At 68.2% G+C, this 20,507-nt stretch carries 28 protein-coding genes; 1 reads left to right on the forward strand and 27 read right to left on the reverse strand.

What is annotated here, in order from left to right:
• Positions 1–174: 174 nt before the first annotated feature.
• Complete coding sequence (locus tag M3677_RS11690) at positions 175–1,452, forward strand: LCP family protein (protein WP_251160640.1); 1,278 nt, start codon at positions 175–177, stop codon at positions 1,450–1,452.
• A gap of 226 nt (positions 1,453–1,678) precedes the next feature.
• Here M3677_RS11690 and map read toward each other — a convergent pair whose 3' ends face one another.
• The 27 genes from map to fusA all read right to left on the reverse strand — a co-directional run bounded on the left by map (position 1,679) and on the right by fusA (position 20,505).
• A complete protein-coding gene (map, locus tag M3677_RS11695; protein WP_308201981.1) occupies positions 1,679–2,509 on the reverse strand; it encodes a type I methionyl aminopeptidase in 831 nt (276 codons plus the stop codon).
• Between the two features lie 8 nt (positions 2,510–2,517).
• Positions 2,518–3,108, reverse strand: coding sequence for an adenylate kinase (locus M3677_RS11700; protein WP_251160641.1), 591 nt, complete (start codon positions 3,106–3,108; stop codon positions 2,518–2,520).
• The gene (gene secY, locus M3677_RS11705) at positions 3,105–4,427 is read right to left on the reverse strand and encodes a preprotein translocase subunit SecY (protein ID WP_066657008.1); all 1,323 of its coding nucleotides are present in this window, start codon (positions 4,425–4,427) and stop codon (positions 3,105–3,107) included. The genes M3677_RS11700 and secY overlap by 4 nt, the downstream gene beginning before the upstream one ends.
• A gap of 146 nt (positions 4,428–4,573) precedes the next feature.
• A complete protein-coding gene (gene rplO, locus M3677_RS11710) occupies positions 4,574–5,038 on the reverse strand; it encodes a 50S ribosomal protein L15 (RefSeq protein ID WP_066657012.1) in 465 nt (154 codons plus the stop codon).
• Complete coding sequence (rpmD, locus tag M3677_RS11715; protein ID WP_031273241.1) at positions 5,035–5,220, reverse strand: 50S ribosomal protein L30; 186 nt, start codon at positions 5,218–5,220, stop codon at positions 5,035–5,037. The genes rplO and rpmD overlap by 4 nt, the downstream gene beginning before the upstream one ends.
• A complete protein-coding gene (gene rpsE, locus M3677_RS11720) occupies positions 5,220–5,993 on the reverse strand; it encodes a 30S ribosomal protein S5 (RefSeq protein WP_081985128.1) in 774 nt (257 codons plus the stop codon). Before rpsE ends, rpmD begins: the two co-directional genes overlap by 1 nt.
• Positions 5,990–6,361 carry a 50S ribosomal protein L18 gene (gene rplR / locus M3677_RS11725; RefSeq protein ID WP_066657014.1) on the reverse strand — a complete coding sequence of 124 codons (372 nt, stop codon included), beginning with the start codon at positions 6,359–6,361 and terminating at the stop codon, positions 5,990–5,992. Before rplR ends, rpsE begins: the two co-directional genes overlap by 4 nt.
• A 2-nt stretch (positions 6,362–6,363) precedes the next feature.
• A complete protein-coding gene (gene rplF / locus M3677_RS11730; protein WP_066657016.1) occupies positions 6,364–6,900 on the reverse strand; it encodes a 50S ribosomal protein L6 in 537 nt (178 codons plus the stop codon).
• A 6-nt stretch (positions 6,901–6,906) separates the two neighbouring features.
• A complete protein-coding gene (rpsH, locus tag M3677_RS11735; RefSeq protein ID WP_065960021.1) occupies positions 6,907–7,305 on the reverse strand; it encodes a 30S ribosomal protein S8 in 399 nt (132 codons plus the stop codon).
• Between the two features lie 179 nt (positions 7,306–7,484).
• Positions 7,485–8,075: a 50S ribosomal protein L5 gene (gene rplE, locus M3677_RS11740; protein ID WP_066657018.1), complete on the reverse strand. Its 591-nt coding sequence runs from the start codon at positions 8,073–8,075 to the stop codon at positions 7,485–7,487.
• Entirely contained in the window at positions 8,075–8,434 is a 360-nt protein-coding gene (gene rplX / locus M3677_RS11745) for a 50S ribosomal protein L24 (RefSeq protein WP_066657021.1), read from the reverse strand. Before rplX ends, rplE begins: the two co-directional genes overlap by 1 nt.
• A gap of 3 nt (positions 8,435–8,437) precedes the next feature.
• The gene (gene rplN, locus M3677_RS11750) at positions 8,438–8,806 is read right to left on the reverse strand and encodes a 50S ribosomal protein L14 (protein WP_017885523.1); all 369 of its coding nucleotides are present in this window, start codon (positions 8,804–8,806) and stop codon (positions 8,438–8,440) included.
• 31 nt (positions 8,807–8,837) lie between these two features.
• Positions 8,838–9,122, reverse strand: coding sequence for a 30S ribosomal protein S17 (gene rpsQ, locus M3677_RS11755; RefSeq protein WP_066657023.1), 285 nt, complete (start codon positions 9,120–9,122; stop codon positions 8,838–8,840).
• Entirely contained in the window at positions 9,122–9,439 is a 318-nt protein-coding gene (rpmC, locus tag M3677_RS18125; protein ID WP_058728265.1) for a 50S ribosomal protein L29, read from the reverse strand. Before rpmC ends, rpsQ begins: the two co-directional genes overlap by 1 nt.
• Complete coding sequence (rplP, locus tag M3677_RS11765; RefSeq protein WP_066657030.1) at positions 9,439–9,858, reverse strand: 50S ribosomal protein L16; 420 nt, start codon at positions 9,856–9,858, stop codon at positions 9,439–9,441. The genes rpmC and rplP overlap by 1 nt, the downstream gene beginning before the upstream one ends.
• 2 nt (positions 9,859–9,860) lie before the next feature.
• Positions 9,861–10,667, reverse strand: a complete 807-nt coding sequence (gene rpsC, locus M3677_RS11770; RefSeq protein ID WP_066657031.1) for a 30S ribosomal protein S3 — start codon at positions 10,665–10,667, stop codon at positions 9,861–9,863.
• Positions 10,667–11,059, reverse strand: a complete 393-nt coding sequence (rplV, locus tag M3677_RS11775) for a 50S ribosomal protein L22 (RefSeq protein ID WP_056121420.1) — start codon at positions 11,057–11,059, stop codon at positions 10,667–10,669. The genes rpsC and rplV overlap by 1 nt, the downstream gene beginning before the upstream one ends.
• A gap of 25 nt (positions 11,060–11,084) precedes the next feature.
• Positions 11,085–11,366, reverse strand: coding sequence for a 30S ribosomal protein S19 (gene rpsS / locus M3677_RS11780; protein WP_017885529.1), 282 nt, complete (start codon positions 11,364–11,366; stop codon positions 11,085–11,087).
• Between the two features lie 11 nt (positions 11,367–11,377).
• The gene (rplB, locus tag M3677_RS11785) at positions 11,378–12,217 is read right to left on the reverse strand and encodes a 50S ribosomal protein L2 (protein WP_058728264.1); all 840 of its coding nucleotides are present in this window, start codon (positions 12,215–12,217) and stop codon (positions 11,378–11,380) included.
• Positions 12,218–12,235: 18 nt separating this feature from the next.
• Entirely contained in the window at positions 12,236–12,535 is a 300-nt protein-coding gene (gene rplW, locus M3677_RS11790) for a 50S ribosomal protein L23 (RefSeq protein ID WP_058742338.1), read from the reverse strand.
• Entirely contained in the window at positions 12,532–13,191 is a 660-nt protein-coding gene (gene rplD, locus M3677_RS11795; protein WP_066657033.1) for a 50S ribosomal protein L4, read from the reverse strand. Before rplD ends, rplW begins: the two co-directional genes overlap by 4 nt.
• 2 nt (positions 13,192–13,193) lie before the next feature.
• Positions 13,194–13,847: a 50S ribosomal protein L3 gene (gene rplC / locus M3677_RS11800; RefSeq protein WP_022903285.1), complete on the reverse strand. Its 654-nt coding sequence runs from the start codon at positions 13,845–13,847 to the stop codon at positions 13,194–13,196.
• Positions 13,848–13,860: 13 nt separating this feature from the next.
• Positions 13,861–14,169, reverse strand: a complete 309-nt coding sequence (rpsJ, locus tag M3677_RS11805; protein WP_022903286.1) for a 30S ribosomal protein S10 — start codon at positions 14,167–14,169, stop codon at positions 13,861–13,863.
• Between the two features lie 879 nt (positions 14,170–15,048).
• A complete protein-coding gene (locus M3677_RS11810) occupies positions 15,049–15,864 on the reverse strand; it encodes a DarT ssDNA thymidine ADP-ribosyltransferase family protein (protein WP_066657034.1) in 816 nt (271 codons plus the stop codon).
• Positions 15,865–15,945: 81 nt separating this feature from the next.
• Entirely contained in the window at positions 15,946–16,923 is a 978-nt protein-coding gene (locus M3677_RS11815; RefSeq protein ID WP_066657035.1) for a DNA topoisomerase IB, read from the reverse strand.
• Positions 16,924–17,066: 143 nt separating this feature from the next.
• Positions 17,067–18,254, reverse strand: coding sequence for an elongation factor Tu (gene tuf / locus M3677_RS11820; RefSeq protein ID WP_058728450.1), 1,188 nt, complete (start codon positions 18,252–18,254; stop codon positions 17,067–17,069).
• Positions 18,255–18,390: 136 nt separating this feature from the next.
• The gene (gene fusA / locus M3677_RS11825) at positions 18,391–20,505 is read right to left on the reverse strand and encodes an elongation factor G (protein WP_066657042.1); all 2,115 of its coding nucleotides are present in this window, start codon (positions 20,503–20,505) and stop codon (positions 18,391–18,393) included.
• Positions 20,506–20,507 lie beyond the last annotated feature (2 nt).

Genomic DNA, 20,507 nt, shown 5'->3' on the forward strand with positions numbered 1-20,507 from the left:
GCAGATTGCCAAGTGCCGGTCGGGCCGCGACCCTCCGTCTGGGGCTCGCCGTCCGGAGCTGAACGGTCCACAGTGGATCAGCGGCCGCTTCCGAGGTCCGGAACGGGCCCGTCGCCGTAGCCTGGCCGTCGCTGACCCCCCGACGCCCGCGCCGGAGAACCGATCGGAGACCACGTGCCTGACGCGCCCCGCCGCCCCCTCGCCCGTCACGGTCGACTGCCGCGCCGTCGCGGATGGGGCACGCTGCTGGGGTTCGTCGCGGCCACGGTCGCCGTCGTCCTGGTCAGCGGCACGAGCGTCGCGGCGATCGCCGGCGCACAGCTCGCCGCGGCACCGCACACGGTCGAGCTCAGCACCGACGACCAGAACACCGCGAAGACCGCCGACATCACGGCGATGCAGGGCGGCGCGAACATCCTGCTCCTCGGCAGCGACACCCGCGTCGGGCAGTTCGACTCGGACGAGAACGTCGAGGGCGCCCGGAACGACGTCACGATCCTCGTCCACATCTCGCAGGACCACCAGCAGCTCACGGCCGTCAGCTTCCCCCGCGACCTCAAGGTCCCGATCCCGGCGTGCACGAACCCCGAGACGGGCACCTCGTACCCGGCCGTGGACAGCGAGCTCATCAACGAGTCCCTCGGGCACGGCGGGATCTCCTGCGCCGTGGACACGGTCGAGAACCTGACCGGGCTGACGATCCCCTACGCCGGACTCATCACCTTCGACGGGGTGATCGAGATGTCGAACGCCGTGGGCGGCGTCGACGTCTGCGTCGCGAAGCCCATCGACGACTCGTACACCGGCCTGCAGCTCTCGGCCGGTCAGCACACCCTCGCGGGCCAGGACGCGCTCGCGTTCCTGCGCAGCCGGCACGGCGTCGGTGACGGCAGCGACCTCGCGCGCATCAGCTCCCAGCAGGTCTTCCTGTCCGCCCTGCTCCGGAAGGTCACCTCGGACGGCACCCTGTCGAACCCGGTGACCCTCTACAAGCTGGCCGGTGCGGCGCTGTCGAACATGACGCTCTCCGACGGCCTGGCGCAGACCCGCACCCTCGTCGGACTCGCCTCGACCCTGCGGGGCATGAGCACCTCGGACATGCTGTTCGTGCAGTACCCGGTCGTCGACGACCCCTCCGACACCGCGCACGTGCTCGTCGACGAGGCGGCGGCGCACGACCTCAACGTCGTGCTGCAGCAGGACCGCAAGACCTCGCTGAGCGACTCGTCCACCGGCCGGGCGTCGGAGGAGTCCCCGACCGCGGCGGGCACCCCGGGGAGCGACGCACCGTCGTCCGACGCGCCGGCCGCGGGGGACGATGCGGCGAGCGGAGCTGCGACCGGGACGGCCACGGGTGCGGCGACCGATGCCGGGACGCCGACGGCGACCCCACTGCCCTCGAGCATCTCCGGCCAGTCGGCGTCCGAGCAGACCTGCACCGTCGGCAACTGAGCGCGTCGGGGACTGAGCGCGTCGGGGACTGCGCCCGTCGGAGACTGAGCGCGTCGGGGACTGAACCCGTCGGGAACTCAGCCCGTCGGGGACCGGCGCGGTCGCGCGCGGAGCGGTCCCGGCGTCGGCCCGGCCATCGACGTGGCCGGGCCGGTGCGCGGAGTCGCACCGCGCCTCCCGGCCGACCTCGCGGTCACCGGTCACGGACCGGACGCGTCCGGACGCCCTACGGAACGGGGACGGGCGTGACGCCGAGCGGCACGAGGCCGGAGGCGCCGCCGTCCGATGCGGTGAGCACCCAGATGCCGTCGGCGTGCACGGCCACCGAGTGCTCCCAGTGCGCCGCGTCGGAACCGTCGAGGGTCCTGATCGTCCAGTCGTCGTCGTCCGTGGAGCTGTCGATCGTCCCGGCCGTCACCATCGGTTCGATCGCCACGACCAGACCGGGCCGGACCGCCGGACCGGCACCGCGGACCCGGTAGTTGAAGACGGGCGGGTCCTCGTGCATCGACCGGCCGATCCCGTGCCCCGTGAAGTCCTCGACGATGCCCCAGGCGCCCGTCTCGTCGATGGCGTCCTCGATCACCGCGCCCACCTCGTTGAGGTTCCGTGCGTGTGCGAGCGCCGCGATGCCGTGCCAGAGCGAGCGCTCCGTGGTGTCGCAGAGCGTCTGGCGCGCCGCCGTCACGGGAGCGTCGCCGCCGGGGAGCACCGTCGTGAAGGCGCTGTCACCGTTCCACCCGTCGACCTCTGCACCGGCGTCGACCGAGACGATGTCGCCCGGCTCGAGTACGCGTTCGCCGGGGATCCCGTGGACGATCTCGTCGTTCACGGACACGCACAGGGTGTGCCGGTAGCCCGGGACGAGCTGGAAGTTCGGGACGCCGCCGCCCTCGCGGATCGTCCGCTCGGCGATCGCGTCGAGCTCGCCCGTGGTGACGCCCGGGCGGATCGCAGCACGGACCGCGACGAGCGCGGCCTCGGTGAGCAATCCGGGACGGAGCATCGCGCGGAGCTCCTCCGGCGACTTGTAGATCGAGGGCTTGCGACGACGCACGAGGGGTGTCAGACGCCCGCGGTGAGGCCGCGCGAGCTGAGCGCCGCCTGGATGCGGTCCCCGACCTCGTCGATGCCGCCGAGGCCGTCCACGTCGACCACGAGACCGCGCTCGGCGTACGCCGCGACGATCGGCGCGGTCTGCTCCGTGTAGACCTCCTGGCGACGCCGGATGGTCTCCTCATTGTCGTCGCTGCGCCCCTGGTCCTCGGCGCGCTTCAGCAGCCGCGCGACGAGCGCGTCCTGGTCGGCGACGAGCTGCACCACGGCGTCGATCCCGGCGCCGTGCTCCGCGAGCAGCGCGTCGAGGTACTCGACCTGGCCCACCGTGCGGGGGTAGCCGTCGAGCAGGAAGCCCTGCTCGGCGTCCGGCTCGGCGAGGCGCGACTTGACGAGCTCGTTCGTCAGTTCGTCGGGGACGTAGTTCCCCGCGTCCATGATCGCCTTGGCCTGAACGCCCAACGGCGTGCCCTCGGAGACGTTCTTGCGGAAGATGTCACCCGTGGAGATCGCGGGGACGCCGAAGCCCTCGGCGATGCGACCGGCCTGGGTGCCCTTCCCGGCTCCGGGAGGTCCGACGATGATGAGGCGTGCGCTCAACGGAGAAGCCCTTCGTAGTGACGTTGCTGCAGCTGCGAGTCGATCTGCTTCACGGTCTCGAGACCGACACCCACGATGATGAGGATGCTCGCGCCGCCGAACGGGAAGTTCTGGTTCGCGCCGAACAGCGCCAGTGCTGCCAGCGGGATGAGCGCGATGAGACCGAGGTAGAGCGAGCCGGGCAACGTCACCCGGGTCAGGACGAAGTCGAGGTACTCGGCCGTCGGACGGCCGGCCCGGATGCCCGGGATGAAGCCGCCGTACTTCTTCATGTTGTCGGCGACCTCTTCGGGGTTGAAGGTGATCGCGACGTAGAAGTACGTGAACCCGACGATGAGCAGGAAGTACAGGACCATGTAGAACCAGTTGTCACCCGAGGTCAGGTTGTTCTGGATCCAGGTCACCCAGGCGGCCGGCTCCGAGCCGTCCGAGGGCTGGTTGAACTGCGCGACCAGGGCCGGCAGGTACAGCAGCGACGAGGCGAAGATGACGGGCACGACGCCGGCCATGTTCACCTTGATCGGGATGTAGGTGTTGTTGCCGCCGTAGGTGCGGCGCCCGACCATGCGCTTGGCGTACTGCACCGGGATGCGTCGCTGCGACTGCTCGACGAAGACGACGGCCATCATGATGACCAGACCGACGAGGATGACGAACAGGAAGAGCTCGAAGGACTGCGACTGCTCGATCGCCCACAGGGCCGACGGGAACTGCGCGGCGATGGACGTGAAGATGAGCAGCGACATGCCGTTGCCGATGCCGCGCTCGGTGACGAGCTCGCCCATCCACATGATCAGGCCGGTACCGGCGGTCAGCGTGACGACCATGAGCATGATCGCGTACCAGCTGTCGTTCGAGATGATCGACGAGCAGGACGCCGACGCGTTCGTGCCGAAGAGGGCACCCGAGCGCGCGACCGTGATGAGGGTGGTCGACTGCAGGACACCGAGCGCGATGGTGAGGTAGCGCGTGTACTGCGTCAGCTTCGCCTGGCCGGACTGGCCCTCCTTGTAGAGGGCGTCGAAGTGCGGGATCACCACGCGCAGGAGCTGCACGATGATCGACGACGTGATGTACGGCATGATGCCGAGCGCGAAGACCGACAGCTTCAGCAGCGCGCCGCCGGAGAAGAGGTTGATGAGGTCGTAGAGCCCACCCGAGGAGCCGGCGCTCGCCAGGCAGCTCTGCACGGCGGCGTAGTCGACGAACGGCGCGGGGATGTACGACCCGAGACGGAACAGCGCGATGATCGCGAGGGTGAAGCCGATCTTCTTGCGAAGATCTGGGGTGCGCATGATGCGCGCGACCGCTCTGAACACGAGGACTCCGAACTTCTGGGACCGGCGACCCGATCGGGGTCTTCACGGTGTCGATCGGCAGCGCCGACCTGGCCGACGGACGTCAGCCACTGTCAAGGAAACCGTAACGGCGGCCCGTGCGCAACGCCCCGCCCCCCCGACGGGGGTTACTGGGAGACGGTTCCGCCAGCAGCCACGATCTTCTCGGCGGCGGACGCCGAGACCTTGTCGACCGAGACCGTGAGCTTCACGCTGATGTCACCCTGACCGAGAACCTTGACCTTCTCGTTCTTGCGGACGGCGCCCTTGGCGACCAGGTCCGCGACGGTGACGTCGCCACCGTTGGGGTAGAGCTCCGCGATCTTGTCCAGGTTCACGACCTGGTACTCGACGCGGAACGGGTTCTTGAACCCGCGGAGCTTCGGGGTGCGCATGTGCAGCGGCATCTGCCCACCCTCGAAGCCGACCTTGACCTGGTAACGAGCCTTCTGGCCCTTGGTACCACGGCCGGCGGTCTTGCCCTTCGAGCCCTCACCACGGCCGACACGGGTGCGGTCCTTCTTGGAACCGGCAGCCGGACGGAGGTGGTGCAGCTTCAGCACCTGGACCCGCTCGTTCTTCTCGTCGCTCATGCGTCGACCTCCTCGACCTTCACGAGGTGCGCCACCGTCGCGATGTACCCGCGGTTCTGGGCGTTGTCCTCACGCAGGACCGTACGGCCGATGCGCTTGAGGCCCAGGCTGCGCAGGGTGTCGCGCTGGTACTGCTTCTCGCTGATAACGGACTTCGTCTGCGTGATCTTCAGCATCGCCATCACGCACCTGCCTTCTCGGTCGCGGCACGCAGCGCCGCAGCCTCGGCGTGGAGCAGACGGGCCGGGACGACCCGGTCGACGTCGAGGCCACGACGGCTCGCGACCGCGCGGGGCTCCTCGAGCTGCTGCAGCGCCTCGACGGTCGCGTGCACGATGTTGATGGTGTTCGACGAGCCGAGCGACTTGCTCAGGACGTCGTGGATGCCGGCGCACTCGAGCACGGCGCGGACCGGACCACCGGCGATGACACCGGTACCGGCAGCGGCCGGACGCAGGAGCACGACACCGGCAGCGGCCTCACCCTGCACCGGGTGCGGGATGGTGTTGCCGACGCGCGGGACGCGGAAGAAGTTCTTCTTCGCCTCCTCGACGCCCTTCGAGATCGCGGTGGGGACTTCCTTCGCCTTGCCGTAGCCGACACCGACGAGGCCGTTGCCGTCACCCACGACGACGAGCGCCGTGAAGCTGAAGCGACGACCACCCTTGACGACCTTCGACACGCGGTTGATGGTCACCACGCGCTCGAGGAACTGGCTGTCGCCACCGCGGTTGTTGCGGTCACGACCCTGCTGACGGTCACGCCCGCCACCACGACGGCCGCGCTGGTCGGCGTTGTCACGGTTGTTCGACGCGGAGCCCGCGGCGGTCTCGACCGGACGCTCGGCGACGGCAGGGGCTTCCGCTTCCTTGCCGGCCGCGGCCTTGGCGACGGTCTCCGTCGCAGCAGCGGTCTCGGTCTCGGCCGCTTCGTTGTTGTTCGCGATGTCGCTCACAGGTTCAGCCCTCCTTCACGGGCACCATCGGCGATCGCGGCGACGCGACCGGCGTACTTGCTCCCACCGCGGTCGAAGACCACGGCCTCGACGCCAGCGGCCTTCGCACGCTCGGCGACGAGCTCGCCGATGCGACGGGCCTTGGCCGTCTTGTCGCCGTCGAACGAACGGAGGTCGGCCTCCATCGTCGACGCGCTGGCCAGGGTGTGGCCCTTCGCGTCGTCGATGACCTGGACGAACACGTGACGCGACGAACGGGTGACGGCGAGACGCGGACGCGCCTCGGTGCCGGTGATCTTCTTGCGGAGACGGTTGTGACGGCGCGCCTTGGCGGCCGACTTGCTCTTTCCTCGGATACCGAGAGCCATGATCACTTACCTGACTTTCCGGCCTTGCGGCGCACGATCTCGCCCGCGTAGCGGACACCCTTGCCCTTGTAGGGCTCGGGCTTGCGCAGCTTGCGGATGTTGGCAGCCACCTCGCCGACGGCCTGCTTGTCGATGCCCGACACGGTGAGCTTGTTGTTGCCCTCGACGGCGAAGCTGATGCCCGCCGGCGGCTCGACCGTGATGGGGTGGGAGTAGCCGAGCGCGAACTCGACGTTGCTGCCCTTCGCCGCGACGCGGTAACCGGTACCGACGACCTCGAGGCCCTTGGAGTAGCCCTGGGTCACGCCGACGATGTTGTTCGCGATGAGGGTGCGGGTCAGGCCGTGCAGCGCACGCGAGCTGCGCTCGTCGTCCGGACGGGTGACGAGGACCTGGTTCTCCTCGACCTTGGCCTGGATGGGCTCTGCGACGGTGAGCGCGAGCTCGCCCTTCGGGCCCTTGACCGCGACGGTCTGGCCGTCGATGGCGACGGTCACACCCGCGGGGATGTCAATGGGAAGACGTCCGATTCGAGACATTGTCGATCACCACACGTAGGCGAGGACTTCCCCACCCACGCCCTTCTGCTCGGCTTCACGGTCGGTGAGCAGTCCCGACGAGGTCGAGAGGATCGCCACGCCGAGGCCACCGAGGACCTGGGGGAGCTCCGTCGACTTCGCGTAGACCCGGAGACCGGGCTTCGAGACGCGCTTGATGCCGGCGATCGAACGCTCGCGCTCGGGGCCGTACTTCAGGTCGATCGTGAGGGTCTGCCCGACGCGGGCGTCCTCGATCTTCCACTCGCTGATGTAGCCCTCGCGCTTGAGGATCTCGGCGATGTTCTTCTTCAGCTTGGAGCTGGGGAGCGAGACGGCGTCGTGGTGCGCCGAGTTCGCGTTCCGCAATCTGGTCAGCATGTCTGCGACCGGATCGGTCATCGTCATGATGGTCGTCCATTCTTCGCCTGGTTTCGACACCCGTTCCACGAATGCCGACCTGAGCGATCGGGTGGTCTCCGAGCGGATCCCGGAGACCTGGGGGCCGGCGGCTGTCGCCGTCGGCCGGTGTTCGTGCGTGCGGGCCGGAGGACGTGAATCCTCCGGCCCGCAGCGCCCGGACTAGCTTAGACCGTCTGGTCGGCCGAACGGAACGGGAAGCCGAGCTGGCGGAGCAGCGCGCGGCCCTCGTCGTCCGTCTTCGCGGTGGTCACGACGGTGATGTCGAAGCCACGCACGCGGTCGATGCGGTCCTGGTCGATCTCGTGGAACATCGACTGCTCCGTGAGACCGAACGTGTAGTTGCCGTTGCCGTCGAACTGCTTGTCGCTGAGCCCGCGGAAGTCGCGGATGCGGGGCAGTGCGAGGGTGACGAGGCGGTCGATGAACTCCCACGCGCGGTCACCACGGAGGGTGACGTGCGCGCCGATGGCCTGACCCTCACGCAGCTTGAACTGCGCGATGGACTTGCGGGCCTTCGTCACGACCGGCTTCTGACCCGTGATCGCCGTGAGGTCCTTGACGGCCCCCTCGATGACCTTCGAGTCACGAGCTGCTTCACCGACACCGGTGTTCACGACGACCTTGACCAGGCCGGGGACCTGGTTGACGTTCGCGTACCCGAACTGCTCGGTGAGGGCAGCCTTGATCTCGTTCTTGTACTTCTGCTTGAGGCGCGGCTCGACCTTGGTCTCCGGCGCGGCAGTCGTGTCGGTCATCAGAGCTTCTCACCCGACTTCTTGGCGTAGCGGACGCGGACGGTCTTCTTGACGCCGTCCTTCTCCACCTCTTCGATGCGGAAGCCGACGCGGGTCGGCTTCTTGGTCTTCGGGTCGACGATGGCGACGTTCGACACGTGGATCGGAGCCTCGTGCTGCTCGACGCCACCGGTCTTCGACCCGCGCTGCGTCTGGCCGACGCGGACGTGCTTCGTGACGAAGTTCACGCCCTCGACGACGACACGGTTCTTGTCCTTGAGGACCTCGATGACCTTGCCCTGCTTGCCACGGTCGCCGCCACGCTCCTGCTTGGCTCCCGTGATGACCTGGACGAGGTCACCCTTCTTGATGTTCGCCATGGCTTACAGCACCTCCGGCGCGAGCGAGATGATCTTCATGAACTTCTTGTCACGGAGCTCACGACCGACCGGCCCGAAGATGCGCGTACCGCGCGGGTCGCCGTCGGCCTTGAGGATCACTGCCGCGTTCTCGTCGAACTTGATGTAGGAGCCGTCCTGACGACGGGTCTCCTTCTTGGTGCGAACGATGACCGCCTTGACGACGTCACCCTTCTTCACGTTGCCGCCGGGGATGGCGTCCTTCACCGTGGCGACGATGACGTCACCGAGGCCGGCGTAGCGACGACCCGAGCCACCGAGCACGCGGATGGTCAAGATCTCCTTGGCACCCGTGTTGTCGGCGACCTTCAGGCGGGATTCCTGCTGAATCACTGCTGTCTCCTATTCCGAAGCAGGCCGGGGCCTACTTGGCCTTCTCGAGGATCTCGACCAGGCGCCAGCGCTTGGAGGCGCTGAGGGGACGGGTCTCGCTGATCACGACGAGGTCGCCGACACCGGCGGTGCCGAGCTCGTCGTGCGCCTTCACCTTGGACGTGCGACGGATGATCTTGCCGTAGAGCGCGTGCTTCACGCGGTCCTCGACCTCGACCACGATGGTCTTGTCCATCTTGTCGCTCGTCACGTAGCCGCGACGCGTCTTGCGGTAGCCGCGGGTCGAGGCGGCGGAGTTGTTCTCTTCGTTCGCCATCAGTTCTCCTCGGCGGTAGCGGCCTCGGTCGACTCGGCGGGCTTGTCAGCCTTCTTCGTCTTCTTGGCCTTGGTGGCGGTCTCGACGGGCGCGGGGGTGGCACGGATGCCGAGCTCGCGCTCACGGAGGACCGTGTAGATGCGTGCGATGTCGCGCTTGACGGCGCGGAGACGACCGTGGCTCTCCAGCTGGCCGGTGGCCGACTGGAAGCGGAGGTTGAAGAGTTCCTCCTTGGCCTTCTTCAGCTCGTCAGCGAGACGCTCGTTCTCGAAGGTGTCGAGCTCCGTCGGACGGAGCTCCTTGGAACCGATCGCCATTATGCGTCGCCCTCCTCGCGCTTGATGATGCGTGCCTTGAGGGGCAGCTTGTGGATTGCACGGGTCAGCGCCTCACGGGCGATGTCCTCGCTGACGCCGGAGAGCTCGAAGAGCACACGACCCGGCTTGACGTTGGCGACCCACCACTCGGGCGAGCCCTTACCGGAACCCATGCGGGTCTCAGCCGGCTTCTTGGTGAGCGGGCGGTCCGGGTAGATGTTGATCCAGACCTTGCCGCCACGCTTGATGTGACGCGTCATGGCGATACGAGCGGACTCGATCTGACGGTTGGTCACGTAGGCGGGCGTGAGCGCCTGGATACCGAAGTCGCCGAACGACACCTTGGTGCCGCCCGTCGCCTGGCCCGAACGCTTCGGGTGGTGCTGCTTGCGGTGCTTGACTCGACGGGGGATAAGCATGGTTACGCCTCAACTCCTGCGCCGGCCGGCGCGTCCTGCGGAGCCTGCTGCTGACGGCCGCCGCGGTCGCCGCCACGGCGGTCCCCACGGTCGCCGCGCTCGCCACGCGGGCCGCCACGACGCTCGGGGCGCGACGAACGCTGGTTCGCCTGCTCGCGAGCGAGCTCCTTGTTCGTGATGTCGCCCTTGTAGATCCAGACCTTCACGCCGATGCGGCCGAACGTGGTCCGGGCCTCGTAGAAGCCGTAGTCGATGTTCGCGCGGAGCGTGTGCAGGGGCACGCGGCCCTCGCGGTAGAACTCCGAGCGGGACATCTCGGCGCCGCCGAGACGGCCCGACACCTGGATGCGGACACCCTTGGCGCCGGCACGCTGTGCACCCTGCAGGCCCTTGCGCATGGCGCGACGGAACGCGACACGAGCGGAGAGCTGCTCGGCGATGCCCTGCGCGACGAGCTGGGCCTCGGTCTCGGGGTTCTTGACCTCGAGGATGTTGAGCTGGATCTGCTTCTTGGTGAGCTTCTCGAGCTCGCCACGGACGCGCTCCGCCTCGGCGCCACGGCGACCGATGACGATGCCCGGACGCGCGGTGTGGATGTCCACGCGGACGCGGTCACGGGTGCGCTCGAGCTCGATGCGGGCGACACCGGCGCGGTCGAGGGTCTTCTTCAGGTACTCGCGCACCTTGATGTCCTCGGCCACGTAGTCGGCGTAGCGCTGACCGGCCTTCGTGCTGTCGGTGAACCAGTGCGAGACGTGGTCCGTCGTGATCCCGAGACGGAAGCCGTACGGGTTGACCTTCTGGCCCATTACTTGCTCGCCTTCTTGCTCGTCGCGGCAGCCTCGGCCTCGTCCGGCGTCGCGAGGACGACCGTGATGTGGCTGGTGCGCTTGTTGATGCGGAAGGCGCGGCCCTGGGCACGCGGCTGGAACCGCTTCAGGGTCGTGCCCTCGTCGACGAAGACGCGGCTCACGTAGAGGTCGCGCTCGTCGAGGAAGCTGTTCGTCGAGTCCGCCTTGACACGTGCGTTCGCGATCGCCGAGGCGACCAGCTTGTACACGGGCTCCGAAGCGCCCTGGGGGGCGAACTTCAGGATGGCGAGGGCCTCGTGGGCCTGCTTGCCGCGGATCAGCTCGATGACGCGACGGGCCTTCTGAGGCGTGACGCGGATGTGTCGCACGCGTGCGATCGACTCCACCATTTCGTTCCTCCTCTGCGTCGCCGCGTTAGCGGCGACGGCCCTTCTTGTCGTCCTTCACGTGACCACGGAAGGTGCGGGTCGGCGCGAACTCGCCGAGCTTGTGACCGACCATCGACTCGGTGACGAACACCGGGATGTGCTTGCGGCCGTCGTGCACGGCGATCGTGTGTCCGAGCATGTTCGGGACGATCATCGAGCGACGCGACCAGGTGCGGATCACGTTCTTGGTGTTGGCCTCGTTCTGCGTGACGACCTTGCGGAGCAGGTGCTCGTCGACGAAGGGGCCCTTCTTCAGACTGCGTGGCATCTTCTGAACTCCTACTTGCGCTTCTTGCCGGCGTTACGGCGACGGACGATGAGCTTGTCGCTCGGCTTGTTCGGCTTGCGCGTACGACCCTCGGCCTGGCCCCAGGGGCTGACCGGGTGACGACCACCGGACGTCTTGCCCTCACCACCACCGTGCGGGTGGTCGACCGGGTTCATCGCGACACCACGCACGGTCGGGCGGACGCCCTTCCAGCGCATGCGGCCGGCCTTGCCCCAGTTGATGTTGGACTGCTCGGCGTTGCCGACCTCGCCGATCGTGGCGCGGCAGCGGGCGTCGACGTTGCGGACCTCGCCCGACGGCAGGCGGAGCTGCGCGTAGGGGCCGTCCTTGGCGACGAGACGGACCGAGGCACCGGCCGAACGCGCCATCTTCGCGCCGCCACCGGGGCGGAGCTCGATCGCGTGGATGACCGTACCCACGGGGATGTTGCGCAGCGGCAGGTTGTTGCCGGGCTTGATGTCGGCGCCGGGGCCCTGCTCGATGACGTCGCCCTGCTTGAGCTTGTTCGGCGCGATGATGTAGCGCTTCGTGCCGTCGACGTAGTGCAGGAGCGCGATGCGCGCGGTGCGGTTCGGGTCGTACTCGATGTGTGCGACCTTGGCGTCCACGCCGTCCTTGTCGTGACGACGGAAGTCGATCACGCGGTACTGGCGCTTGTGGCCACCACCGATGTGGCGGGTGGTGATGCGGCCCGAGCTGTTGCGGCCACCGGTCTTCGGCAGCGGACGAAGCAGCGACTTCTCCGGCGTCGAACGGGTGATCTCAGCGAAGTCGGCGACCGACGAGCCGCGACGACCGGGGGTCGTCGGCTTGTAGTTACGAATAGCCATGATTTATCCCTCTGGTCCTCAGCCGACAGCCGTGAAGATGTCGATCGAACCGGACTTGAGCGTCACGATGGCGCGCTTGGTGTCCTTGCGCTTGCCCAGGCCGAACTTCGTGCGACGGGTCTTGCCCGGACGGTTCAGCGTGTTGATGCTCGCGACCTTGACGTCGAAGATCTTCTCGATGGCGAGCTTGATCTCGGTCTTGTTCGAGCGGGGGTCCACGATGAACGTGTACTTGCCCTGGTCGATCAGGCCGTAGCTCTTCTCCGAGACGACCGGCGAGATGATGATGTCGCGCGGGTCCTTGTTGAAGCCGCTCATGCGGAGATCTCCTTCGCGGTCTTCGACGCGATGAAGGCGTCGAGTGCGCTCTTGCTGAAGACGAGGGCATCCGACTTGAGCACGTCGTAGGCGTTGAGCTGGCCGTACGAGAGTGCGTGGACACCCGGCAGGTTGCGGATCGACTTGAGCGTGAGCTCGTCGTCCGACTCGAGCACGACGAGCACGTTCTTGACGGGCGCGACCTTCTCGATGAGCGTGCGAGCGGTCTTGGTCGACGGCACCTCGGCCGCGACGAAGGACTCGACAGCGGAGATGCGGCCACCGCGGGCACGGTCCGAGAGCGAGCCGAGCAGGGCTGCGGCGATCATCTTCTTCGGGGTGCGCTGCGAGTAGTCGCGCGGGGTCGGTCCGTGGACGACGCCACCGCCGGTGTGCTCCGGAGCGCGGACCGAACCCTGACGGGAGCGGCCGGTGCCCTTCTGCTTGAACGGCTTGCGACCAGCACCGCGGACCTCGCCGCGGTTCTTGGTCTTGTGGGTGCCCTGACGCGCGGCGGCGAGCTGCGCGGTGACGACCTGGTGGATCAGCGGGACGTTGGTCTCGACGTCGAAGAGCGCGGCGGGCAGCTCGATGCTGCCGGCGACGGCTCCGGTCGCGTCGAGGACGTCGATCGTGGTTGCGGTCTCGGTGGCCATGATCACTTACCCTTCACGGCGGTGCGGACGAAGACGGAGCGACCGCGCGCACCGGGGACGGCGCCCTTGACGAGCAGCAGACCCTTCTCGGCGTCGACGGCGTGCACCGTGAGGTTGAGGACGGTCACGCGCTCGCCACCCATGCGGCCCGCCATGCGCATGCCCTTGAAGACACGCGACGGGGTCGACGAAGCACCGATCGAACCGGGCTTGCGGTGGTTGCGGTGGGCACCGTGCGAAGCGGACACACCGGCGAAGCCGTGGCGCTTCATGACACCGGCGAAGCCCTTGCCCTTCGACGTCCCGACGACGTCGACCTTCTGGCCGGCCTCGAAGGTGTCGACGGTGAGCTCCTGGCCGAGCGTGTACTCGGCGGAGTCGTTGGTGCGGATCTCGGTGAGGGTGCGACGCGGGGTCACACCGGCAGCCTCGAAGTGACCGGCGGCCGGCTTGTTCACCTTGCGCGGGTCGATGGCACCGGCGGCGATCTGGATCGCCTCGTAGCCGTCGCGCTCGACGTTGCGGATCTGGGTGACCACGTTCGGGCCGACCTCGATCACGGTGACGGGGATGAACTTGTTGTTCTCGTCCCACACCTGGGTCATCCCGAGCTTCTTGCCGAGGAGGCCCTTGACGGTCTTGGTTGAGTTCGCCATTGGTCGGTCCCCCTTACAGCTTGATCTCGATGTTGACGTCAGCCGGGAGGTCGAGTCGCATGAGCGAGTCGACGGCCTTCGGCGTCGGGTCGACGATGTCGATGACCCGCTTGTGCGTGCGCTTCTCGAAGTGCTCGCGCGAGTCCTTGTACTTGTGGGGCGAACGGATCACGGTGACCACGTTCTTCTCGGTGGGGAGCGGCACCGGGCCGACCACGGTCGCACCGGCACGGGTCACCGTGTCGACGATCTTCCGGGCCGACGTGTCGATGACCTCGTGGTCGTACGACTTGAGCCGGATGCGGATCTTCTGTCCCGCCATGTGTCTCTCTGTCCTCTCTGCGCCGCGCACCCTCGGGCCGCCTGACGCCGCCGTCACCGTGCATTCCTGCAGGGCTTGGCTGTTTTCCTGAACCAACCGGCCGCATCCTCGGGGGATGACCGCTGTTCTCCTGTCAACCGCGCAGGGCGACCGTGGCCGTCCAGCGTGGGCATGTCGCTTCCCCCACACCTGGACACAGCAGTGGCCAGGCGCTCACGAGGGACTCGATCGTGTTCTGCTGCCTGCGGCCCAACCCAGCTCCGCTGGACGGAGGGGTTGTGCACTGCCAGAGCAGTGATCCTGCGCGCGCGAACGCCCGCGGAATTCGGAACCGGACAAGTCTCGCACAGCACGTCCGTGCGTGCAACCCGGGCGTGTCGCCCGGTCCGGTGGGGTGCGAGAGGGGCCGCTCCCCCGGAACGGCGGGGTTCCGGTCGGCCTGGAGGCACGGCGCACCCCGGGCGCGTCGGGCGCGTTCCCGAGGTGCTCGATGTGCTCGCGGCGGCGCCTCCGGTGGCCGGGATCGGGCACGCCGGCGTCGGTCCGGCGGGCGCCGGTGCGGCCGTTGTTGGTCCGACGGGTGCCAGTGCGGCCGACGTCGGTCCGGCGGGTGCCAGTGCGGCCGACCCCGGTCAGGCGGGTGCAAGTGCAGCCCCCGTCGCTCCGCGAGCGGGCAGGACACGCCGCGCGGTGCGCGGCGGGCGGCGGGCGGGCGGGATCGGTCGCGTCGAGGTGCCGAGCGCGACGGAAGCAGCCCGCTCGGCACGGCGCAGGAGGACCGGGCAGCGCGGCGAGCCCTGTGGAACCGATCGTGGCCCCGCGGGGGGCCCGCTCGGCGCGGCCGCGCGGGCACGATGGTGGGGAGGTCGTCCGACCCGGTCAGAACTCCTCGGGCACGGGCGGGACGAACCAGGGCGGGAAGACCGCGACGCGGGGCCCGGTGACCCGGTGCTGCGCGAGCAGCGACTTGACCTGCTGTCGGACGCGGTCGTTCGGCACACCGATCACGGCGACGGACGAGAACGGCACCCGGGGACCGGCGAGCAGCTCGAGCCCGTGCATGTCCGGGTCGGTGAAGTCGGTCCGGCGGATCAGGTTCGTCGCGGCCTCGGGACCGACGGCGAACCGCACGTCGTCGGCGTCGGCGTCCTGGTCGGCCACGATCACCGACGCGCCGAACGCGGACACCGGCACGACGAGCACGACGTACTCGGTCGCGCGGGTGCGGCGGGCGGCGTCCGACCACCGGGTGCCCTCGGCACCGTGACGGAGCTCGTCCCAGCGGGTGGCGTCGGGCGAGAGGGTGAAGGGCACGTGCCCGGAGACGGGTCCGCCGTCGGGAGCACTCGCCTCGGCGCGGGCGGCCCGCGTCTCGGCCGAGCTGACGTCGACGACCGGGGCGGCCGCGTCGGCAGCGAGGATCGCACCCTCGGCGACGATCGACGACAGGTTGTCGACGTGGGTGGCGTGGTGCGCGCGGAGCGACGCGAAGACGCGGGGCTCCGGCAGCTCGGGAGCCGCGGGAGACCGGAGCGACGACGAGCCGCGCGCGGGGGCCGGGGTGGAGCGGAGGTCGGTGGTGATGCGGGTCCGACGGGGCGTCGGCGTGGTGGGGACGGCAGGCACCTCGGCCTGTCGGGGGGAGCAGATGTCGCAGAGCTCGGTGGGGAAACCGTGGATGCACTCGTCGGTCACGACTGGGAGGGGTCCTTCCGTGCCCGGGTGGGGGAGGTCGGGCACGGTGTCCAACCGTACGTCATGATCCGCCCCCTTCCGTCACTGTCGGTAGAGCAGGGCACGCACCTCGGACTCGGCTGCGTGCAGGCGCTCGGGGTCGATGGTCTCGCCGTGCTGGTACGCGTCGAGCAGCCGCGGGTCGATGTAGCTCTGCCGGCACACGGTCGGCGTGTTGCCCAGCTCCTCGCTCGCGGCCTTCACGGCGTGCGAGACGGCCTTCTTGCGCTTCGCCTCGCTGGGTTGGGGTCCGGTGCGCGCGAGGTCCACGGCGGCGGCCACCGTGCCGTGCAGGGTGCGGAAGTCCTTCGCCGTGAACTCGTCGCCGGCGCGCTCCTTCACGTACTCGTTGATGTCCTCGGCGGCGAGGGGCTCCCACTCCGCACCCCGTCCGTCGCGGAACGACAGCAGGCGGGCGTTCGGGCCACGCCGCTTCATCCCGGCGATCACCCGCGCGAGGTCGTGGTCGTGGATGGTCGAGGACCACTCCTGGCCGCTCTTGCCCGGGAAGTCGAGCTCGATGTCGTCGCCCGACACGTGCGCGTGCGCACAGAGCAGCGTCGACAGCCCGCGGCTGCCGTGCTCGGTGGCGTACCGCTCGGACCCGACCCGGAGCGAGCCCTGGTCGAGCATCCGGAAGGCCGCGGCGAGGGCACGTCGGCGGTCGGGCTCGGGCCGTCGCAGGTCCTGCGTGACCATCCGTCGTGCAGACGGCAGCGACTCCGCCAGGGCCAGCGCGCGGTCGTACTTGATGCGGTCCATCCGCTCGCGCCAGCCGGGGTGGTACATGTACTGGCGGCGGCCGACGCCGTCCTTGCCGGTCGCGAGGATGTGCCCGTTCTCGTACGGCGAGATCCACACGTCGTCCCAGGCCGGCGGGATCACGAGGTCCTCGAGGCGCTGCCGGACGGCCTCGTCCGTGACGGTCTTCCCGTCCGGGTCGCGGTACGAGAAGCCCTTGCCGCTGCGGACACGGTGGTAGCCACGACCGTTGGTCGCGGAGCGGCGGAGACGGGTCACTCCGACGATGTTGCCCGTCAGCGCCTGTGACCCGTCACCGGGAACGCTCCCGGAGGAGACCAGAAGGCCGCCGGCAACGACGAAGCGGGGCCGGACCCGAAGGCCCGACCCCGCTGACGCAGTGTCTTCCGGAGAACCGGGAGTTACTTGACGATCTCCTCGACCGTACCGGCGCCGACCGTGCGGCCACCCTCACGGATGGCGAAGCGGAGGCCGGCCTCCATCGCGATCGGCTGGATCAGCTCGACCGACATGGCGACGGTGTCGCCGGGCATGACCATCTCGGTGCCCTCGGGCAGCGTGATGACGCCGGTGACGTCCGTGGTGCGGAAGTAGAACTGCGGACGGTAGTTCGCGTAGAACGGGTTGTGACGACCGCCCTCTTCCTTGGTCAGGATGTACGCGTTCGCCTTGAACTCGGTGTGCGGCGTGACCGAACCCGGCTTCACGACGACCTGGCCGCGCTCGACGTCCTCGCGCTTGAGGCCACGGATGAGGAGACCGGTGTTGTCGCCCGCCTCAGCCTTGTCCAGCAGCTTGCGGAACATCTCGATGCCCGTGACCGTGGTCTTCTGCGTCGGGCGGATGCCGACGATCTCGACCTCGGAGTTGAGGTCCAGCGTGCCACGCTCGACACGACCGGTGACGACGGTGCCACGACCGGTGATCGTGAAGACGTCCTCGATCGGCATGAGGAACGGCTGGTCGGTGGCGCGCACCGGGTCCGGGACGTTCTCGTCGACGGCGGACATCAGGTCCTGGACGGACTTGACCCACTTCTCGTCGCCCTCGAGCGCCTTGAGCGCCGAGACCTGCACGACGGGGGCGTCCTCGTCGAACTCCTGCGAGCCGAGGAGCTCACGGACCTCGAGCTCGACGAGCTCCAGGATCTCCTCGTCGTCCACCATGTCGGACTTGTTCAGCGCGACGACGATGTAGGGGACGCCGACCTGGCGGGCGAGCAGCACGTGCTCACGCGTCTGGGGCATCGGGCCGTCGGTGGCGGCGACCACGAGGATCGCGCCGTCCATCTGCGCCGCACCGGTGATCATGTTCTTCACGTAGTCGGCGTGACCCGGAGCGTCGACGTGCGCGTAGTGGCGCTTGTCGGTCTGGTACTCGACGTGGGAGATGTTGATCGTGATGCCGCGGTCGCGCTCCTCGGGAGCGCTGTCGATCTGAGCGAAGTCACGGGCCTCGTTGAGGTCCGGGTACTGGTCGTGCAGAACCTTGGTGATCGCCGCCGTGAGCGTGGTCTTGCCGTGGTCGACGTGACCGATGGTTCCGATGTTGACGTGCGGCTTGGTCCGCTCGAACTTGGCCTTGGCCACTGTGGGTCCTCCTCAGGACTCGGAGAGCACGCCCCCGGTCTGACGACCGTTGGCGAGCAGGGTGTGTGTCTAACTGTACTTGGTGACGAGGGGCCCGTCGCCGGGCACCCTCGCCTGTGGAGAGAACGCCGGAGCGTTACTCTCCGCTGTTCTTCGCGATGATCTCCTCGGCGACCTTGGCCGGGACCTGGCTGTAGGTCTCGAAGGTCATCGAGTAGACCGCACGACCAGAGGTCTTGGACCGGAGGTCCCCGACGTAGCCGAACATCTCGGACAGCGGCACGCTCGCGCGGACCACCTTGACGCCCGAGGCGTCCTCCATCGAGGCGATCTGGCCACGACGGGAGTTCAGGTCACCGATGACGTCGCCCATGTACTCCTCGGGAGTACGCACCTCGACGGCCATGATCGGCTCGAGGATGGCGGGGCCGGCCTTGCGGGCGGCCTCCTTGTAGGCGATGGAACCGGCGATCTTGAACGCCATCTCGGACGAGTCGACGTCGTGCGCCGCGCCGTCCTTGAGGATGGCCTTCACGCCGACGGTCGGGTACCCGGCGAGGATGCCGACCTGCATGGCGTCCTGGATACCGGCGTCGACCGACGGGATGTACTCACGCGGGACGCGACCACCGGTGACGGCGTTCTCGAACTCGTAGACCTTCTCGGCCGTGACTTCCATCGGCTCGAGGGCGATCTGCACCTTCGCGAACTGGCCGGAACCACCGGTCTGCTTCTTGTGCGTGTAGTCGTAGCGCTCGACGACCTTGGTCAGGGTCTCGCGGTAGGCCACCTGCGGCTTGCCGACGGACGCCTCGACCTTGAACTCGCGCTTCATGCGGTCGACCAGGATGTCGAGGTGGAGCTCGCCCATGCCCTTGATCGTCGTCTGACCGGTCTCGGCGTTGAGCTCGACGCGGAACGTCGGGTCCTCTTCCGCGAGCTTCTGGATGGCCGTGGAGAGCTTCTCCTGGTCGGCCTTCGTGTTCGGCTCGATGGCGACCTCGATCACCGGCTCCGGGAACGTCATCGACTCGAGGACGACCTGGTCCGACGGGTCGCACAGGGTGTCACCGGTGGTGGTGTCCTTGAGGCCGATGACCGCGTAGATGTGACCGGCGGTGACGTTGTCGACCGGGTTCTCCTTGTTGGAGTGCATCTGGAAGATCTTGCCGATGCGCTCCTTCTTGCCCTTGGTCGAGTTGATGACCTGGGCACCGGACTCGATCGAGCCGGAGTACACGCGGACGTAGGTCAGACGACCGAAGAAGGGGTGCACCGCGACCTTGAACGCCAGGGCCGAGAACGGCTCGGTGGCGTCGGGCTTGCGGATGATCTCCTTCTCCTCGTCCTTGACGTCGTGGCCGATCATCGGCGGCACGTCGAGCGGGGACGGGAGGTAGTCGATGACCGCGTCGAGCATCGGCTGGACGCCGCGGTTCTTGAAGGCCGAGCCGCAGAGGACGGGGTAGACCTCGGAGGCGATCGTGAGCTTGCGGATCGCGCCCTTGATCTCGTCCTTGGTGAGCTCCTCGCCACCGAAGAACTTCTCGAGCAGGGCGTCGTCGGTCTCGGCGACGCGCTCGATCAGCTTCGCGCGGTACTCCTCGGCGCGGTCCTGGAGGTCCGCCGGGATCTCCTGGACCTCGTACTGGGCGCCCATGGTCACGTCACCCTTGGCGTCGCCGGGCCAGACCTTGGCGTGCATCTCGATGAGGTCGATGACGCCGACGAAGTCGTTCTCGGCACCGATCGGGAGCTGGAGCACGAGCGGCTCCGCACCGAGGCGGTTGATGATCGTGTCGACGGTGAAGTAGAAGTCAGCGCCGAGCTTGTCCATCTTGTTGACGAAGCAGATGCGCGGGACGTCGTACTTGTCCGCCTGACGCCACACGGTCTCGGACTGGGGCTCGACGCCCTCCTTGCCGTCGAAGACGGCAACGGCACCGTCGAGGACGCGGAGCGAGCGCTCCACCTCGACCGTGAAGTCCACGTGACCGGGGGTGTCGATGATGTTGATCTGGTTGTTGTCCCAGAAGCAGGTCGTCGCGGCCGACGTGATCGTGATGCCGCGCTCCTGCTCCTGCGCCATCCAGTCCATCGTCGCGGCGCCGTCGTGGACCTCACCGATCTTGTGCGTGATGCCCGTGTAGAACAGGATGCGCTCGGTCGTCGTGGTCTTGCCGGCATCGATGTGCGCCATGATGCCGATGTTGCGGACCTTGTTCAGGTCGGTGAGCACGTCCTGTGCCACAG

This window comes from Curtobacterium sp. P97 (assembly GCF_023712445.1).
Taxonomy (GTDB): Bacteria; Actinomycetota; Actinomycetes; order Actinomycetales; family Microbacteriaceae; genus Curtobacterium.

Coding starts and splice junctions, on each gene's coding strand:
- rplO (WP_066657012.1), bottom strand. CDS start 5,038: ATGAGCGACGAGAAGAACGAGCGGGTCCAGGTGCTGAAGCTGCACCAC.
- rpmD (WP_031273241.1), bottom strand. CDS start 5,220: ATGGCGATGCTGAAGATCACGCAGACGAAGTCCGTTATCAGCGAGAAG.
- rplR (WP_066657014.1), bottom strand. CDS start 6,361: ATGGCTCTCGGTATCCGAGGAAAGAGCAAGTCGGCCGCCAAGGCGCGC.
- rplF (WP_066657016.1), bottom strand. CDS start 6,900: ATGTCTCGAATCGGACGTCTTCCCATTGACATCCCCGCGGGTGTGACC.
- rpsH (WP_065960021.1), bottom strand. CDS start 7,305: ATGACGATGACCGATCCGGTCGCAGACATGCTGACCAGATTGCGGAAC.
- rplE (WP_066657018.1), bottom strand. CDS start 8,075: ATGACCGACACGACTGCCGCGCCGGAGACCAAGGTCGAGCCGCGCCTC.
- rplX (WP_066657021.1), bottom strand. CDS start 8,434: ATGGCGAACATCAAGAAGGGTGACCTCGTCCAGGTCATCACGGGAGCC.
- rpsQ (WP_066657023.1), bottom strand. CDS start 9,122: ATGGCGAACGAAGAGAACAACTCCGCCGCCTCGACCCGCGGCTACCGC.
- rpmC (WP_058728265.1), bottom strand. CDS start 9,439: ATGGCGATCGGTTCCAAGGAGCTCCGTCCGACGGAGCTCGACACCTTC.
- rplP (WP_066657030.1), bottom strand. CDS start 9,858: ATGCTTATCCCCCGTCGAGTCAAGCACCGCAAGCAGCACCACCCGAAG.
- rpsC (WP_066657031.1), bottom strand. CDS start 10,667: ATGGGCCAGAAGGTCAACCCGTACGGCTTCCGTCTCGGGATCACGACG.
- rplV (WP_056121420.1), bottom strand. CDS start 11,059: ATGGTGGAGTCGATCGCACGCGTGCGACACATCCGCGTCACGCCTCAG.
- rpsS (WP_017885529.1), bottom strand. CDS start 11,366: ATGCCACGCAGTCTGAAGAAGGGCCCCTTCGTCGACGAGCACCTGCTC.
- rplB (WP_058728264.1), bottom strand. CDS start 12,217: ATGGCTATTCGTAACTACAAGCCGACGACCCCCGGTCGTCGCGGCTCG.
- rplW (WP_058742338.1), bottom strand. CDS start 12,535: ATGAGCGGCTTCAACAAGGACCCGCGCGACATCATCATCTCGCCGGTC.
- rplD (WP_066657033.1), bottom strand. CDS start 13,191: ATGGCCACCGAGACCGCAACCACGATCGACGTCCTCGACGCGACCGGA.
- rplC (WP_022903285.1), bottom strand. CDS start 13,847: ATGGCGAACTCAACCAAGACCGTCAAGGGCCTCCTCGGCAAGAAGCTC.
- rpsJ (WP_022903286.1), bottom strand. CDS start 14,169: ATGGCGGGACAGAAGATCCGCATCCGGCTCAAGTCGTACGACCACGAG.